Origin of the sequence: Mesorhizobium sp. M0698 (genome assembly GCF_040320455.1) — a bacterium.
In the GTDB taxonomy this organism is placed as follows: Bacteria; Pseudomonadota; Alphaproteobacteria; order Rhizobiales; family Rhizobiaceae; genus Mesorhizobium.
In genome coordinates, this window is sequence record NZ_JAMYPQ010000002.1 from 165001 (window position 1) to 181047 (window position 16047).

Sequence of the window (16047 nt, forward strand, 5' to 3'; positions counted from 1 at the left end):
AGTGTGACGAGCAAGCTTAAACCGATAGGTGTAGGCGCAGCGAAAGCGAGTCTGAACAGGGCGTTCAGTTCGTCGCATTAGACCCGAAACCGAGTGATCTAGCCATGAGCAGGTTGAAGGTAAGGTAACACTTACTGGAGGACCGAACCCATAACTGTTGCAATAGTTCGGGATGACTTGTGGCTAGGGGTGAAAGGCCAATCAAACTCGGAAATAGCTGGTTCTCCGCGAAATCTATTTAGGTAGAGCGTCGACCGAATACCCCAGGGGGTAGAGCACTGGATGGGCTAGGGGTCCTCACCGGATTACCAAACCTAACCAAACTCCGAATACCTGGGAGTAATAGTCGGCAGACACACGGCGGGTGCTAACGTCCGTCGTGAAAAGGGAAACAACCCTGACCTACAGCTAAGGTCCCCAAGTTATGGCTAAGTGGGAAAGGATGTGAGGATCCCAAAACAACCAGGATGTTGGCTTAGAAGCAGCCATCATTTAAAGAAAGCGTAACAGCTCACTGGTCTAAATAAGGGTCTTTGCGCCGAAAATGTAACGGGGCTAAAGCCATACACCGAAGCTTAGGGTTTGCAGCAATGCAAGCGGTAGCGGAGCGTTCTGTAAGCTGATGAAGCCATACCCGTGAGGGGTGGTGGAGGTATCAGAAGTGCGAATGCTGACATGAGTAACGTAAGGGGAGTGAGAGACTCCCCCGCCGAAAGTCCAAGGGTTCCTGCTTAAAGCTAATCTGAGCAGGGTTAGCCGGCCCCTAAGTCGAGGCAGAAATGCGTAGACGATGGGAACCACGTTAATATTCGTGGGCCTGGAGGAAGTGACGGATCATTGAGGTAGTCCAATCTTATCGGATTGAAAGGGCTGCTGCGTGGTTCCAGGAAATAGCTCCTCCTTATAGACCGTACCCGAAACCGACACTGGTGGACTGGTAGAGTATACCAAGGCGCTTGAGAGAACTATGCTGAAGGAACTCGGCAAATTGCACGCGTAACTTCGGAAGAAGCGTGACCCTTTCATGCGCAAGCATGGGAGGGTGGCACAGACCAGGGGGTAGCGACTGTTTATCAAAAACACAGGGCTCTGCGAAGTCGCAAGACGACGTATAGGGTCTGACGCCTGCCCGGTGCTGGAAGGTTAAGAGGAGGGGTGCAAGCTCTGAATCGAAGCCCCAGTAAACGGCGGCCGTAACTATAACGGTCCTAAGGTAGCGAAATTCCTTGTCGGGTAAGTTCCGACCTGCACGAATGGCGTAACGACTTCCCCGCTGTCTCCAGCATAGACTCAGTGAAATTGAATTCCCCGTGAAGATGCGGGGTTCCTGCGGTTAGACGGAAAGACCCCGTGCACCTTTACTATAGCTTTACATTGGCATTCGTAGTGGCATGTGTAGGATAGGTGGTAGGCTTTGAAACCTGGGCGCCAGCTCAGGTGGAGCCACCCTTGAAATACCACCCTTATCACTATGGATGTCTAACCGCGGCCCGTTATCCGGGTCCGGGACAATGTATGGTGGGTAGTTTGACTGGGGCGGTCGCCTCCTAAAGAGTAACGGAGGCGCGCGATGGTGGGCTCAGAACGGTCGGAAATCGTTCGCTGAGTGCAATGGCATAAGCCTGCCTGACTGCGAGACTGACAAGTCGAGCAGAGACGAAAGTCGGTCATAGTGATCCGGTGGTCCCGCGTGGAAGGGCCATCGCTCAACGGATAAAAGGTACGCCGGGGATAACAGGCTGATGACCCCCAAGAGTCCATATCGACGGGGTTGTTTGGCACCTCGATGTCGACTCATCGCATCCTGGGGCTGGAGCAGGTCCCAAGGGTATGGCTGTTCGCCATTTAAAGCGGTACGTGAGTTGGGTTCAGAACGTCGTGAGACAGTTCGGTCCCTATCTGCCGTGGGTGTAGGAATATTGAAAGGATCTGTCCCTAGTACGAGAGGACCGGGATGGACGGATCTCTGGTGGACCTGTTGTGGCGCCAGCCGCATAGCAGGGTAGCTATATCCGGACGGGATAACCGCTGAAGGCATCTAAGCGGGAAACCCACCTTAAAACGAGTATTCCCTGAGAACCGTGGAAGACGACCACGTTGATAGGCCGGGTGTGGAAGAGCGGCAACGCTTGAAGCTTACCGGTACTAATAGTTCGATCGGCTTGATCGTTCTCATTCCTAATGCCCATTTCTGGTGACAATCCTTGGATTGCGCCGAGATGGATGGCACAGAAAACAGCTTCTCGAGCAACGTGCGTTTTGCCGACCTGGTGGTTATGGCGGAGCGGCTGCACCCGATCCCATTCCGAACTCGGCCGTGAAACGCTCCAGCGCTGATGGTACTTCGTCTCAAGACGCGGGAGAGTAGGTCGCTGCCAGGTCTGCCAAGCGCACGTTGTTTAATCTTCTCCTTACGAACAGGCCCGCCAACGGGATATCGGGCCGCGCAAGCGGCCTTTTCATTTGGCGGAAGCTTGAATCCAGTGAGCCAAGGCTTACTTCTAGGGTTGACGCGGGGTGGAGCAGCCCGGTAGCTCGTCAGGCTCATAACCTGAAGGTCACAGGTTCAAATCCTGTCCCCGCAACCAAATTCGAAAACGGCCCGCCTTGTGCGGGCCGTTTTCGTTTTGCTGGCCGATTGGTTCGATCCCCGTCAGGGACTCGCACGAAGCAGACACAGCGAGACACCAAGGCAGGTCCAGCCCCCGCAAAAACCCCGGTAGCCTTACAGCGCCGGGGTTTTTTTGTTTTGGGGCGTGCTGCCAAACACCGAAGCTCGCGCGCCGCGACGAAGTTCCACGTCCTGCCGGCACCTGAATGTGCTGCATGGATGCAGCTCTAGCCGGCATCCCGGTTGGTCAAGGCGATGTGGCAGCAGCCGGAACCGTGGCCCGGCGTCCAGGTGACGTTGTCGAAGCGCACTCCGGTGGCCTCGAACAGGCCGCGGTCGAAGGCGCCGGCGATTCGGCAGAGCGTGGCGAGCTTCTCGTCGCCGACGCCGGCTTCGACCCAGGCGTCCTTCAGCGGACAGCGCTTGACCTTGAAGGCGATGCGGCCTTGGCTGCGTTCGACGTCGGTCGGATACATGCGGCCGCCATCCGGGCTGACGGCCAGGAACGCCTCGCCGATCGCCGGTGCATCGTTCGGGCCGAAATCGGCAAAGGCCGCCGCCGCAACCTCCTTGCCGCGTTGTTCGATTATACGGATCATAATCGCCTCGGCTTTTTCCGCGCCCAACTCCGCGGTTAGCTCGTCGAGGAACAGACGATAGAGATCGGCGCGGTTGCGGAAGGCGGAATCGAGTTCGCGCGACAGTTTTTCGGCTCGGGCTTCGGCGTCGGTCATGATGCGTCCTGTTCGATCCTTGACAGTCTTGGCGCTGCCGCTACCAGCGCCTTGCCGATCGCGGATTGCGGCGCGTCGATGACGGTGCGGGCATCGCCGCTCTCGGCAATCCGCCCGGCGTCCAGAATGGCCATGCGGTGGGCGATGGCACGGACGACGCCGAGATCGTGCGAAACGAATAGATAGGCGATGCGCTCCTCGCGTTGAAGGTCGAGCAGCAGTTGCAGGATCTGCGCACGAACCGAAACGTCGAGCGCCGACACGGCCTCGTCGAGCACGACCAGCGACGGTTTCGTGGCGATGGCGCGGGCGATTGCAACGCGCTGGCGCTGACCGCCGGAAATTTCGTGAATGGCGCGGCCGGCGAGACCGGGGCTGAGGCCGACGCGTTCCAGCAGAGCTGCAATACGGCGCGGGCGCTCGGGGCCAGAGGCAATGTGATGGATGCGCAAGGGGTCGTCGAGCACACGCGCGACTGTGGCGCGTGGGTTCAAGGCGGCGAGCGGATCCTGAAACACCATCTGAAGACGGGCGCGCCGGCCGCGCAAGGCAGCGCCGTTCAGCGACAGGAAATCGCTGCCTTCAAATTCGATACGGCCGGTATCGAATTCGATGAGCCGGAGCACTAGACGAGCTATCGTCGACTTGCCGCTGCCGGAAGGTCCGGCTAGCGCCAGCGTCTCGCCGGGGTCGATGTGGAAGGAAACGTCGTCGACCGCGGCGATGATCTTGCCGCCGCGACTGTATCGTTTGGTCAGGCCGGAAACGGCGAGCAGCGGGTCGGTCATGTTCGCCGCAACAGCGGCTCGGCGTCGAGGCCGAGATGAGCGTCAAGCAGCACACGAGTGTATGCGTGACGCGGCGCATTGACGATTTGGGCTGTCGAACCGAGCTCGAGCAGCTCGCCATGCCGGAACACCGCGATGCGCTCCGCAAGCTCAGCGGCCAGCGCAATGTCGTGGCTGATGAACAGCAGCGTCATACCGTCCTCGGCCACCAGTCGCCGGATCAGCCCGACGATCTCGGCCTGCACGATCGTATCCAGCGCGCTGGTCGCCTCGTCGGCGATCAGCAGTTTCGGACCGGCAGCAATCGCCGCGGCGATCGCCACACGCTGCTTCTGGCCGCCGGAGAGCTGGTGCGGGAAGGCGCAGAGGGCAGCGTCCGGATCGGGCAGGCGGACGCGCTCGAGCAGGGTTTTTGCCTTGGCATAGGCGTCTCGCCAACTGAGGCTGAGATGAGTGCACGCGACTTCCGCGATCTGCTTGCCGATTGGCATCACCGGGTCGAGACTTGCGGATGGGTCCTGGAAAATGAAGCCGATGTCACGGCCACCGATTGGAGCATGGTCGCGAAGGCTTGCAGGTTGGCGTCCCGTCGCACCCCCCTCTGTCCTGCCGGACATCTCCCCCTCAAGGGGGGAGATTGCACTTTCATCTCTGCCTTCGCCAATCACCGAAGCTGGCGGAAAGGAACCGGCTGCGGAACTGCCGATCTCCCCCCTTGAGGGGGAGATGTCCGGCAGGACAGAGGGGGGTGCCTTGGCACCAAACATTGGTGGCGGGCGCAAGAGCCAATCGATGCGGCCTTCGATCCTGGCGGTGGCCGGCAGCAGGTCGGCAATGGCCAGCGCCAGCGTGCTCTTGCCCGAACCGCTTTCACCGATGATGGCAAAGCGCTCGCCGGCGGTGATGTCGAAGCCGACATTCTTCAGCGCCGCTACCTCGGCGCCGTCACGGCGATAGGTCACCGTCAGATTGCGGATCGAAGCAAGCGCCGTCACGACAGGCTCCTCCTCATCGCCGTGGTCTCGACGACGCCTTCGCCGGCGAGATAGACGCCGAGCACGGTGAGCACGAGCGCTACGCCCGGAATGATCGACAGGAAGGGCGCGGTGCGCAGCACGGCGCGGCCTTCGGCGATCATGCCGCCCCAGGTAACCCGGTTGGGATCGCCGAGGCCGAGAAAGGACAATGCCGCTTCGGTGAGAATCGCCGCGGCGACGATCACCGACGACAAAGCCATTACCGGCGGCAGCGCATTGGGGAGCACCTCGCGAAAGGCGATCTCCAGCGGATGCATGCCGATGACGCGGGCGCCGGCAACAAAATCGCGCTCGCGGATCGACAGCACTTCGGCCCGCGCCACGCGTGCCGGTCCTGTCCAGGCGCCAAGCGCTATCGCCACGACGACGACGCCGAGCGATGGCCCGACGATGCTGACGAAAGCCAAAGCTAGCAGGAAGGCCGGCACGGTCTGGAAAGCGTCGGTGATGCGCATCAGCACTTCGTCGACGAGGCCGCCGGCAAAGCCGGCCAACGTGCCGATCACGGCGCCGACGGCAAGGGCGGCGGCTGCTGCTGCCAGCCCGACCGCCAGGGAGGTACGGGCGCCATGGAAAAGCTCGGCAAGCACGTCGCGGCCTAGGCGGTCGGTGCCCAGTGGCAGCGACCAGTCCTGGAATGGCGGCAGCAATGCCGGCCCGGCAATCGCCTGCGGATCGCCGGGAAAGAACAAAGGTGCGGCAAGCGCCACGGCAAACAGTGCCGCCAGGAAGACCGCGCCGGCGATCGCTTCCGGCGTGCGAAGAAAGCGGCGAAGCGGGCTCACGCACCGGCCTCACTGGCGCCGACGCGCGGATCGAGGAAGGCGTAAGCGATGTCGACGAGAAGGTTGACGATGACGACCAGAACGGCGCTGACGAGAATGATGCCGAGCAGCAACGGCGTGTCGCGCGCGGCCACCGCTTCCTGCGCCAGCCGGCCAAGGCCGGGCACGGAAAAGACGCTTTCGATGACGACGCTGCCGCCCAGCATTTGCGCGGACTGCAGGCCAAGCATGGTGACCAGCGGCAACAATGCGTTGCGGGCGACGTGGGCGAGCACGATGCGCTGGCGGGAAAGTCCCCTGGCGCGGGCGGCGAGGACAAAATCCTGTCGCCAGACTTCGGCCATGCCGGCGCGCATCATGCGCAGGTAAAGCGCGAGATAGATGAAGCCGAGCGCGGACACCGGCAGGACGAGATGGCGGGCGATGTCGGCGGCGCGATCGAGGCCGGTCTTGCCCGAGGCGATGCTCTCGATGCCGCCGATCGGAAACCAGCGCAGGTCGACGGCGAAGACGATGATCAGCACCAGCCCGAGCCAGAATCCCGGTACGGCATAGAGCGCCAGCGAGCCGATGGACAGGAAGCGATCACGGAAGCTGCCGGGTCTGGCGCCGGCATAGATGCCGAGCGCCGAGCCGAGGCCGAAGGAGAGCGCGGTGGCGCTGCCCATCAACAGCAGCGTGGTAGGCAGGCGCTCGAGGATGACGTCGCGGATCGGCCGCGAGAAGGTGACCGACTGGCCAAGGTCGAGATGCAGCAGCGCCCAGAGATAGTTGGCCAGCCGCGTCAGCTCCGATTGGTCGAGACCCCAGCGGTGACGCAACAGCTCGATCATGCCGGCGTCGCCGCCGGTCGAGACGATATAGGCATCGACCGCGTCGCCGGGCGCTGCTTCGAGCAAAAGGAAGGTGCCGACGACGACGATCAGCAGCACGAAGATGCTGCCAACGAGACGGCGGCGAAGAAGGATGAGGGCGCGGGTCATGGCGCAGCACTGACAGGAGAGCCAAGTCTTCGGCGCTGCGTTCGGCACCCCCCTCGTGGGGGAGATGTCCGGCAGGACAGAGGGGGGCGCGAAGGAACTCTCATAGCCGAAGCTGAGCACCCACATAGGCGATGTGCAAGCCTTGAGCCGACCTGCCTAAGCCTCCAGCCAAGTGTCCGCCCAGTTCGATACCGCCCAGCGCGGGTTGTTGGCGATGTTCTTGACCGTGTCGCGGGCGACGCTGATGAAACTCCATTCGGCGACGTTGATGAGCGGCAGGTCGGCGGCAACTTTTCTCTGGAACTCCTTGTAGAGTTCGGTGCGGGCGGCGGTGTCGAGCGTCTCCGATGCCTTGGCGATCAGGGCATCGAGTTCAGCGTTCTTGTAGCCGCCCTGGTTGGAGAAGGGCACGCCGTCGGGAATGCCGCTCTGCACCAGGATGGTGGTCGAGATCGCCGGATCGCCGCGAAACACCGGCGGCCCGACCGCAAGGTCGAAGGCGTGGTCGGTGTAGACCGCCTTGATGTGCGCGGCCGAGTCGTTGTTGACCAGCTGGGCGTCGATGCCGATGGCGGCGAGCGCCTGGCGCAGATAGTCGCCGAACTGCTTGGTCTCGTTGAAGTAGGGCGCCGGCAGCAGTTTCAGCGAAAAGCGCTTGCCGTCATCGCCTCGGCTGTAGCCGGCCTCGTCAAGCAAGGCATTGGCCTTGGCAACGTCGAAGTCATAGGTCGGCACGTCGGCGGTGTAGAATTGCGGATCGTTTTTCGGCACCGGGCCGGTGGCGGTCGCGGCATAGCCGAGAAATACCGTCTTGACGACGAAATCCTTGTCGATGGCGTGAGCGATCGCCTGGCGCACTTTCAGGTCGGCCAGCTCCTTGCGGCGATGGTTGATCTCGACGATCAGTTGGTAGGTCAGCGCTTCGTAGCCTTTGGTGATAACCTTGAGGCCAGGCACCTTGGAGATGCGGTCGAGATCGGCCAACGGCACGGCGGAAAAGGCGGCGAGCTGGATTTCCTCCGCTTCGAGCGCGCTTGCGGCGGAGGTGCGGTCGGGCAGCACCTGATAGATGATCTCGTCGAGATAGGGCTGGTCCTTGCCCCAATAATCGGTGTTCTTCTCCAGCCGGTAATATTCGCCGGGCTTGTATTCGGCGAATTTGAATGGGCCGGTGCCGACCGGTGCGTTGTTGGCCGGGTTGTCCTCAATCTTTCCGGTCTCATAGATGTGCTTCGGCACCACGCTGGTGAGAGCCGGCAAGGCATTGCGGATCAGCTGGAACGGTGTCGGCTTGGCGAATTTGAACACGGCGGTGGCCTCGTCCGGCGTGTCGACGGCCTCAAGATCCTTGAACACGGTGCGGCCGAGATTCTGCAGCGGTTTCCAGACCTGCAGCGCCGAGAAGGCGACGTCGGCGGAGGTAAAGGGCTTGCCGTCATGCCATTTGACGCCCTCGCGTAGCTTAAATGTCACCGACAGGCCGTCGGCGTCGCCTTCCCAGCTCAGCGCCAGGCGTGGATCGAGCCCGTCCTTGCCGTCAAAGGATGCCTCGGCCAAGGTTTCCACGATCTTGCTAGAAATGAAGAAGACACCGTTCGAGGCGACGATCGCCGGATTGAGATTGCGCGGCTCGGAATCGGCGGCAACGACCAGTCGTCCGCCCTTTTTCGGCGTTTGCGCCCAGCCGATCGTCGGCATGGCCGTGGAAGCCAGCAGCAATGCCGAACCGGCCAGCATCGTGCGTCTGGAAATGGTGAACTCTGACATGATCGAACTCCGTCCTCTCCGCGACCCGGCCGGGTCCGCCGTACCCCTCGGACGCTCATAAGCGTTCCACAACGTGATTATGAGCCTTGTCGGGGGTTTCGCCAGAGACGGAATTGGCGCATCCTCGCGTGGCTTTGAAATTTCCGTCCGCTGGACCAGTTGTACAGAAACGGTTCGATGCGCGGATTCTGGCAGGACCAGACTGGAGGGAGTGCAGCAGGTGAAGGAGCTTTTGGGGCTCGTTCGCCATTCTGGCTGGACCAGATCGGGCAAAATGATGCAGTTTTAAGCATAGCCGAGGATCAGAGCCAGAAAAGCCGGCACCGCCGAGCGGCTGGCTAAGGGATTTCAGGGAGAGAGACATGAACATTGCCCCGGGCAAGAATGCCGTCGGCAGCGTGCCGTTCGACCAGGCCAGGGTGGACGGGCTGATGGAGGAGGACGGCATCGACGTGCTGCTCGCCACATCCAAGCACAACACGCAATATCTGCTTGGCGGCTACAAGTTCATCTTCTTCGCCGCCATGGATGCGATCGGCCACAGCCGCTATTTGCCTGTTGTCGTCTATGAGAAAGGCGGCCCGGAGCATGCCGCCTATATCGGCAACCGCATGGAAGGCGGCGAGCACCAGAATCATCCGTTCTGGACGCCGACACTGCATGCCGCCTGCTGGGGTACGCTCGATGCCGCCAATCTGGCGGTCGAGCATTTGCGAAAGATCGGCAAGGGCAATGCCCGCATCGGCATCGAGCCCGCCTTCCTGCCGTCCGACGCCTATATGCTGATCCGCAACGCGCTGCCGGATGCCAAGCTGATCGATGCGACTGATATGCTGGAGCGCATGCGGGCAATCAAAACCGAGGCGGAGCTGGAAGAGCTGCGCATCGCTTCGGAGCTGATCACCGATTCCATGCTGGCGACCATCGGCTGGGCACGCGAAGGCACGACCAAGAGCGAGATCATCGAACAGCTCAGGCGCGAGGAGACCAATCGCGGCGCGCATTTCGAATATTGCCTGTTGACGCTAGGCTCCAGCCACAACCGCGCCGCCTCGCCGCAGGCGTGGAGGAAGGGCGAGGTGATGTCGATCGATTCCGGCGGCAACTACCACGGCTATATCGGCGATCTTTGCCGCATGGGCGTGCTGGGCGACCCTGACGCCGAACTCGAGGATCTGCTGGCCGAGATCGAGGCAGTGCAGCAGGCGGCCTTCTCCAAGGTCAAGGCGGGCACGCTGGGCGGTGACATGATTTCTCGTGCCGAAGGCGTTCTGAAGAAATCCAAGGTTGCGGCCTATACTGATTTCTTCGCGCATGGCATGGGGCTGATCACGCATGAAGCGCCGTTCCTGATGACCAACCATCCGGTGACCTATGAAGGCACCTATGCCGCAAAGCCGCTGGAGAAGAACATGGTGCTTTCGGTCGAGACGACCATGCTCCACCCGACGCGCGGCTTCATCAAGCTGGAGGACACGGTGGCGGTGACCGATGCCGGTTACGTCATGTTCGGCGATCGGGGCCGGGGCTGGAACAGGGGCGGGGGCGGCTTAGGCGCTGGTTACCTAGCCCGTTCTTGAGATTACCTCGTCCGAGCAAATAATTGGTCACGCCAGCGAGCATTTGCCGATATGGAACCCGAACTGCCCAAGCAGGTCTTTATCGACGGGTGCGAGCAGATCTCCATGGAGTTCGAACCGATTGGGTTCCGCTTTGCGAAAAGCGGTCCTCATGCGAGTCGTCGGGCCGGCGACTGGGTATTCAAAATCTCCTTTCAATCAAACTATCTGAACGTCGGCGGCGAGTACGTCGAACTCGTCGTGCATGCGTCGGTCTACAGCAAGGCAATAAAGGAGTGGGACGAGCGAAGCGCTTGGCCCGCCAGTGCCAGCGATTGGGTCGCCGGTGGACAGCTTGGCAATTTGCGAACCCCGCATCATTGGCGGACATGGAACATCGCAAACCCGCATACCCGCCAGGCTGAAATCGCGAACATCGTTGCCAACATCCAAACGACTGTCCTGCCGCTCTTCGAACGTTTCGACGTTCCGCGCAAACTAGCCGAACAGGTCGCATGTTCTGAAGTTCCGGGCTTCATGTTCCCTGAAAATGCTGTTCGATTTGTACTCTGGCAGCTTGGTCCAGAGGCAGCGGAAAACTGTTTGTCCTATTGGGTGGCGCGCTTACCTTCGCCGGATGCTTTCCGATCAGAGCGCGATGTCCCCACTTTGCCGGATAGGCTCGCTCTGGGGAGCGATACTAACAACCTAGCAAGGGTCGCTCGTGCGATGAAGATTGGCCTCAGCCTGTGACATTATCTGCCCGGCGGGATCAACCTGAAATCCGGCAACTCCCGCAACGCCAGTTCCGGCCCGGCCGGCGAATAGACGACGAAAAGCTGCATCGGCCCGTCGCCGGTATTGAGCGTCGAGTGGAAGCGGCTTTCCGGCACATAGATGGTGCAGCCGGGGCCGACTTTCTCGACGACCGGGTTGCCTTTCTCGTCTTCGACCATCTGCTCGCCATGGCCTGAGATGACAAAGATGATCTCCTCCGCACCCGGATGGTTATGACGCGTATGGCCTTTGCCTGACGGTAGGTCGACGACACCACCGGAAAATCGCTTTGCGCCGTTCACTTCGGGAGCGACCGTCAGCGACAGCCTGCCCCAGTCGAAGCCGAAGGCGCTGACGTCTTTTGGATATACGAATACCTTGCTGTTGTCGGTCATCGTCCCACCCTTCTTTTTGCTGGTCTCTACGCAGCGCCGAACGTAACGGCCTTGAAATCCGCCGTCTGCCTGGCGATCGAGGCTTCCGCCGGCAGCCGCTCCATCGAACTGGCGCCATAGAACCCGTGCAGGCCCTTGCAGCGCTCGAGAATATATCTGGCGTCGTCCGGCATCGAGATCGGCCCGCCATGGCAAAGCAGGATCATATCCTCGCGCACTGAGCGTGCCGCTTTGGCGATGGCGTCGATCTCGCTCACACAGTCGTCCAGCGATTTAGCCGATGTCGCGCCAATCGAGCCGCCGGTGGTCACCCCCATATGGGCGACGACGATGTCGGCGCCAGCTGTTGTCATGGCGCGCGCCTCGTCTGGGTTGAAGACATAGGGCGTGGTCAACAGGTCGAGTTTGTGAGCCTCGGCGATCATGTCGACCTCGAGCCCGAAGCCCATGCCGGTTTCTTCAAAACTCTGCCGCATCTGGCCGTCGAACAGTCCGATGGTCGGAAAGTTCTGCACACCGGAAAAGCCCATCGTCTTCAACTCGGCCAAAAGCAGCGGCATGATGACGAAGGGATCGGTGCCGTTGACGCCGGCCAGCACCGGCGTCTTCTTCACTACCGGCAGCACTTCGTAGGCCATTTCCTTGACGATCTCGTTGGCGTTGCCATAGGCGAGCAGGCCGGCGGCCGAGCCGCGCCCGGCCATGCGGTAGCGGCCGGAATTGTAGATGATGATCAGGTCGATGCCGCCGGCTTCCTCTGCCTTGGCCGACAGGCCGGTGCCGGCACCGCCGCCGACGATCGGCACGCCGTCCGCGATCATCTTGCGGAATTTCTCCAGGATTTTCTTGCGCGGTATGGCGGCCATGTCTTGGTGTCTCACTGTCTGGCGATGTCGAGGAAGGCCGTTGTGGCAGCCCAGGCGAATTCGGGGTCGTTGATATGAAGCGGCAGGCGCAGCACGCGCCGCGTTTTGGCGGGTTTGATGGTACGCTCGATCGCCTCGAACAAAGCGGCATCGGCTTCAGGGTCGAAGAAGGCGCCGCCTTCAATGTCGAGCGCCGACACGCCTTTCTCCGGAATGAGGAAACGAACCGGACCCTGGCAGAGGCTCAGCCTTGTACCGATCCATTCGCCGATCGTTCTGCTTTCGTCGGCAGTGGTGCGCATCAGTGTGACGTTTGGATTGTGCTCATAGAACAGCCGGCCGCGATAGCGTTCCGGAATTGTCGGCGGCGCCCAGAAATTGACCATGTCGAGCGCGCCGACCGAGCCGACATAAGGCAGCCCGGTGCGGGCGATGGCGCCAAAGCGATCTTCGGTCGCCGGCAGCACGCCGCCAAGCACCAAGTCGCAGACTTCGGTCGTTGTGATGTCGATGACGCCTGACAACAGGCCGCTGTCGGCCAATTTTTCCATGGTGCGGCCGCCGGTGCCGGTGGCATGAAAGACCATGCAGTCATAAGTCGAACGAAGCTCATCGGCGATCGCGGTCACGCATGGCGTGGTGACGCCGAACATGGTGAGGCCGAGCGACGGTTTGCCCTCGGGCGGCGGCGCCGGCTTTGTCGCCATGCCCGATATCGCCTGGGCGGCATTGTGCAGCACGACACGCGAAAGCCGGTTGAGGCCGGCCATGTCGGTCACCGACGGCATCATGACGATGTCGGAGACGTCGACGTAAGGCGCGGTGTCACCCGAGGCCAACGTCGAAACCATGATCTTGGGCAGACCGAGCGGCAGCGTGCGCATGCCTGCGGTGATGATCGAGGTGCCGCCACCGCCGCCAATGCCGATAATCCCGGCAATATCGCTGCGCGACTGGACAAACCGGGCAAAGGCGGCAGCCATCGCCGCCACCGCGGTGCCGCGATCGTCGACGCCGAGCACGGCATTGCGACCCTCGGAATGGTGGCTGGCGACCTCGTCTGCCGAAACATCGACCGGCACGGTCGCGCCGCGTGTTCCGATGTCGACACGGGCAATCGAAGCGCCGGTAGCCGCGACCGCATCGGCCAGAAATGCGAGTTCCTCGCCCTTGGTGTCGGCGGTGCCCACCACATAGATGCGCTTCATCGCGTTTCCCCGGTCTTGGGCGTGCTCGGCGCTGCCGCCCCTTTTTGCCCGGCCGTTCGACGGCGCGAAGGGCCATTGCAATTTTTTGAGACACGCGTATCATATTGACATGAATGTCTCACGTCAACAAGCGGCAATGGACGACGATGCCAGCCAAGGGCCGAACCCCCAAGTAGAGCGCGGGGCCCGCGCGCGCACCAGGCGTCTCATGCTGGAGACGGCGACAAAGCTGATGCAGGCGGGCGCCACGCCCTCCGTCAGCGAGGTGGCGGAGGCAGCGGAGGTCTCGCGCGCCACCGCCTATCGGTATTTTCCGAGCCAGGCGGCGTTGGTGCAGGCGGTGGTCGATGAGGGGCTTGGGCCGATCCTTACGTGGAAATCGAGCTCTGCCGATCCCGAGCGCCGGGTCGCCGAGCTGTTCGAGACCGCCATGCCGCGCATCGAGGTCTTCGAAGCGACGTTCAAGGCGGCGCTGAAACTGTCGCTCGACCAGTGGGCGCAGCGACAGGCAGGCACGCTTGACGGCGAACCTGCCTTCACGCGCGGCCATCGCGTCGATCTTTTGAAAGATGCGATCGCGCCACTCAAAGGCCGGTTGCCGCCGCGCGAATTCAAGCGGCTCGCGCAGGCGCTGTCATTGATCTTCGGTGTTGAGATGCTGATCGTATTGAAGGATATATGGGGATTGGATAGCCGCAGTATGATGTCGGTTGCGCAATGGGCGGCCGGCGCTCTTGTGCGCGCGGCTATGACCGAATCGATGATTGAAGGAGATGGGATCGCGCCGACGACCGCCGTGAGATGACGCCAATCTGGTTCGACCAGATTTTCAACCTGGCTATTCATGCTACTAGCGATGCAGCGGCCCAACTAAGGCATTCATGTATCAAGGAGTAGGAAAATTCAGGGAAAACAGGCAGATATCGCAGAAGCCAACTTGTCTGCGTGTCCGCCACCGTCCAAGAAAGGGCTTGACGTTCCTCTTAAATTGGTAATACCAGATCAGGACAAATAAAGCGGATCAAAGGTGAAGGCTGAGATCCGTTTCGGTCGAGCGAGGAGGCTCACAGACCGAAACGGTGCCGTCACGGGAGGACTACCAGGGCCGGCCTCTATGCCGGTTCTCATGAACGGTAGAATGCGCACAAGGGAGGAAATCATTATGCGCAAGACAATGACCAGCTTGCTTGCTGGTATCGGCCTAGTGCTCGCCTGCGGAACGTCCGTCTACGCGCAGGAAAAGGAACTTACAATCTTCTGGGCGGAATGGGATCCGGCCAATTACCTGCAGGAACTCGGCAACGAGTACGAGAAGGAAACCGGCGTCAAGATCACGGTGGAAACCACACCGTGGCCCGACTTCCAGACCAAGGCCTTCACCGAGTTCAACGCCCATGGCGACGCCTACGATATGGTCGTCGGCGACTCGCAATGGCTCGGTGCCGGCTCGACCGGTGGCCACTATGTCGACCTGACCGACTTCTTCAACAAGCACAAGGTCGGTGAAGTGATGGCACCGGCCACGGTGAAATACTATGCCGAATATCCGGGCGGCAGCAGCAAGTACTGGGCCATTCCGCTCGAAGGCGACGCCGTCGGCTGGTCCTATCGCAAGGACTGGTTCGAAGACCCCAAGGAAAAGGAGGCCTTCAAGGCCAAGTATGGCTACGACCTCGACGTGCCGAAGGATTTCAAGGCGCTACGCGACATCGCCGAATTCTTCTACCGGCCGGACCAGAAAAAATACGGCATCGCCATCTACACCGACAATTCGTATGACGCGATGGCGATGGGCTTCGAAAACGCGCTGTTCTCCTTTGGCGGCGAGTTGGGTGACTATAAGACCTACAAGGTCGATGGCTTCATCAACTCCGACAAGGCGATCGCGGCGCTTGACGCCTACAAGGAACTCTACAAGTTCACGCCTCCGGGCTGGGCCAAGTCGTTCTTCGTCGAGGACAACCAGGCGATCACTGAAAACCTGGCCGCGATGAGCATGAACTACTTCGCGTTCTTCCCCTCGCTGATCAACGAGGCGTCGAACCCGAACGCCAAGAACACCGGCTTCTTCGCCAATCCAGCCGGACCTGGCGGCGACCAGTTCGCCGCACTCGGCGGTCAGGGCATCTCCATCGTTTCCTACTCGCAGAAGCAGGAAGAGGCGACGAAGTTCCTGGAATGGTTCATCAAGGACGAGACCCAGAAGAAATGGGCAGCGCTTGGCGGCTACACCTGCAGTGCCGCCGTGCTCAAGTCGCCCGAATTCCAGAACGCCACGCCCTACAACAAGGCGTTCTACGAGACCATGTTCAAGGTCAAGGACTTCTGGGCGGTTCCGGAATATGCGGAACTGCTGCAGCAGCTCAATCAGCGCATCTATCCTTACATGATCGGCGGCGAAGGCACCGCCAAGGAGACGCTGGACGCACTGGCAGCCGACTGGAACGCGACCTTCAAGAAATACGGCCGCGGCCAATAACTATGAAGTTTCACGGAGGGGGCGTTCGTGCCTCCTCCGTTTCTTTTTCTGATTTTTG

13 protein-coding genes, 1 tRNA gene and 2 rRNA genes (1 of these 16 only partly in view) are annotated in these 16047 nt (G+C 61.1%); 7 read left to right on the forward strand and 9 right to left on the reverse strand.

Annotated elements, in window-relative coordinates; translation table 11 throughout:
* The 3 genes from NKI16_RS05405 to NKI16_RS05415 form a co-directional block, all read left to right on the forward strand.
* A 23S ribosomal RNA gene (locus NKI16_RS05405) occupies nucleotides 1-2170 on the forward strand; it begins 629 nt to the left of the window's first position.
* A gap of 96 nt (nucleotides 2171-2266) precedes the next feature.
* Nucleotides 2267-2381: ribosomal RNA gene (rrf, locus tag NKI16_RS05410) — 5S ribosomal RNA — on the forward strand.
* Between the two features lie 130 nt (nucleotides 2382-2511).
* A tRNA-Met gene (locus tag NKI16_RS05415) sits at nucleotides 2512-2588 on the forward strand.
* A 250-nt stretch (nucleotides 2589-2838) separates the two neighbouring features.
* On the opposite strand, the gene NKI16_RS05420 is transcribed toward NKI16_RS05415, so the two are convergent.
* The 6 genes from NKI16_RS05420 to NKI16_RS05445 all read right to left on the reverse strand — a co-directional run bounded on the left by NKI16_RS05420 (nucleotide 2839) and on the right by NKI16_RS05445 (nucleotide 8705).
* Nucleotides 2839-3345: an L-2-amino-thiazoline-4-carboxylic acid hydrolase gene (locus NKI16_RS05420; protein ID WP_352568299.1), complete on the reverse strand. Its 507-nt coding sequence runs from the start codon at nucleotides 3343-3345 to the stop codon at nucleotides 2839-2841.
* Nucleotides 3342-4133, reverse strand: coding sequence for an ATP-binding cassette domain-containing protein (locus NKI16_RS05425; RefSeq protein WP_352783382.1), 792 nt, complete (start codon nucleotides 4131-4133; stop codon nucleotides 3342-3344). Before NKI16_RS05425 ends, NKI16_RS05420 begins: the two co-directional genes overlap by 4 nt.
* Nucleotides 4130-5128 carry an ABC transporter ATP-binding protein gene (locus NKI16_RS05430; protein WP_352568297.1) on the reverse strand — a complete coding sequence of 333 codons (999 nt, stop codon included), beginning with the start codon at nucleotides 5126-5128 and terminating at the stop codon, nucleotides 4130-4132. The genes NKI16_RS05425 and NKI16_RS05430 overlap by 4 nt, the downstream gene beginning before the upstream one ends.
* Nucleotides 5125-5955, reverse strand: coding sequence for an ABC transporter permease (locus NKI16_RS05435; RefSeq protein WP_023675168.1), 831 nt, complete (start codon nucleotides 5953-5955; stop codon nucleotides 5125-5127). The genes NKI16_RS05430 and NKI16_RS05435 overlap by 4 nt, the downstream gene beginning before the upstream one ends.
* On the reverse strand, nucleotides 5952-6938 hold the full coding sequence (locus tag NKI16_RS05440; protein WP_023675169.1) for an ABC transporter permease: 987 nt from the start codon (nucleotides 6936-6938) through the stop codon (nucleotides 5952-5954). The genes NKI16_RS05435 and NKI16_RS05440 overlap by 4 nt, the downstream gene beginning before the upstream one ends.
* Nucleotides 6939-7094: 156 nt before the next feature.
* Nucleotides 7095-8705 (reverse strand): ABC transporter substrate-binding protein, encoded by a 1611-nt coding sequence (locus NKI16_RS05445; protein WP_023675170.1) that lies wholly within the window; start codon nucleotides 8703-8705, stop codon nucleotides 7095-7097.
* A gap of 362 nt (nucleotides 8706-9067) precedes the next feature.
* On the opposite strand from NKI16_RS05445, the gene NKI16_RS05450 reads away from it, so the two are divergent.
* Both NKI16_RS05450 and NKI16_RS05455 read left to right on the forward strand, forming a co-directional pair.
* Entirely contained in the window at nucleotides 9068-10285 is a 1218-nt protein-coding gene (locus tag NKI16_RS05450) for a M24 family metallopeptidase (protein WP_352783380.1), read from the forward strand.
* Between the two features lie 51 nt (nucleotides 10286-10336).
* Nucleotides 10337-11017, forward strand: coding sequence for a DUF4304 domain-containing protein (locus tag NKI16_RS05455; protein ID WP_352754559.1), 681 nt, complete (start codon nucleotides 10337-10339; stop codon nucleotides 11015-11017).
* A gap of 2 nt (nucleotides 11018-11019) precedes the next feature.
* On the opposite strand, the gene NKI16_RS05460 is transcribed toward NKI16_RS05455, so the two are convergent.
* Genes NKI16_RS05460 through NKI16_RS05470 form a run of 3 tightly spaced genes read right to left on the reverse strand, consistent with a single transcriptional unit; the run spans nucleotide 11020 to nucleotide 13510 of the window.
* Nucleotides 11020-11436: a cupin domain-containing protein gene (locus NKI16_RS05460; RefSeq protein ID WP_352620180.1), complete on the reverse strand. Its 417-nt coding sequence runs from the start codon at nucleotides 11434-11436 to the stop codon at nucleotides 11020-11022.
* A gap of 26 nt (nucleotides 11437-11462) precedes the next feature.
* Entirely contained in the window at nucleotides 11463-12302 is an 840-nt protein-coding gene (locus NKI16_RS05465) for a phosphoenolpyruvate hydrolase family protein (RefSeq protein WP_352456829.1), read from the reverse strand.
* An 11-nt stretch (nucleotides 12303-12313) separates the two neighbouring features.
* Complete coding sequence (locus NKI16_RS05470; protein WP_352456828.1) at nucleotides 12314-13510, reverse strand: Tm-1-like ATP-binding domain-containing protein; 1197 nt, start codon at nucleotides 13508-13510, stop codon at nucleotides 12314-12316.
* A 136-nt stretch (nucleotides 13511-13646) separates the two neighbouring features.
* On the opposite strand from NKI16_RS05470, the gene NKI16_RS05475 reads away from it, so the two are divergent.
* Both NKI16_RS05475 and NKI16_RS05480 read left to right on the forward strand, forming a co-directional pair.
* Nucleotides 13647-14315 carry a TetR/AcrR family transcriptional regulator gene (locus NKI16_RS05475; protein WP_352620517.1) on the forward strand — a complete coding sequence of 223 codons (669 nt, stop codon included), beginning with the start codon at nucleotides 13647-13649 and terminating at the stop codon, nucleotides 14313-14315.
* A 357-nt stretch (nucleotides 14316-14672) separates the two neighbouring features.
* Nucleotides 14673-15989 (forward strand): ABC transporter substrate-binding protein, encoded by a 1317-nt coding sequence (locus tag NKI16_RS05480; protein WP_352448404.1) that lies wholly within the window; start codon nucleotides 14673-14675, stop codon nucleotides 15987-15989.
* Nucleotides 15990-16047: the final 58 nt, after the last annotated feature.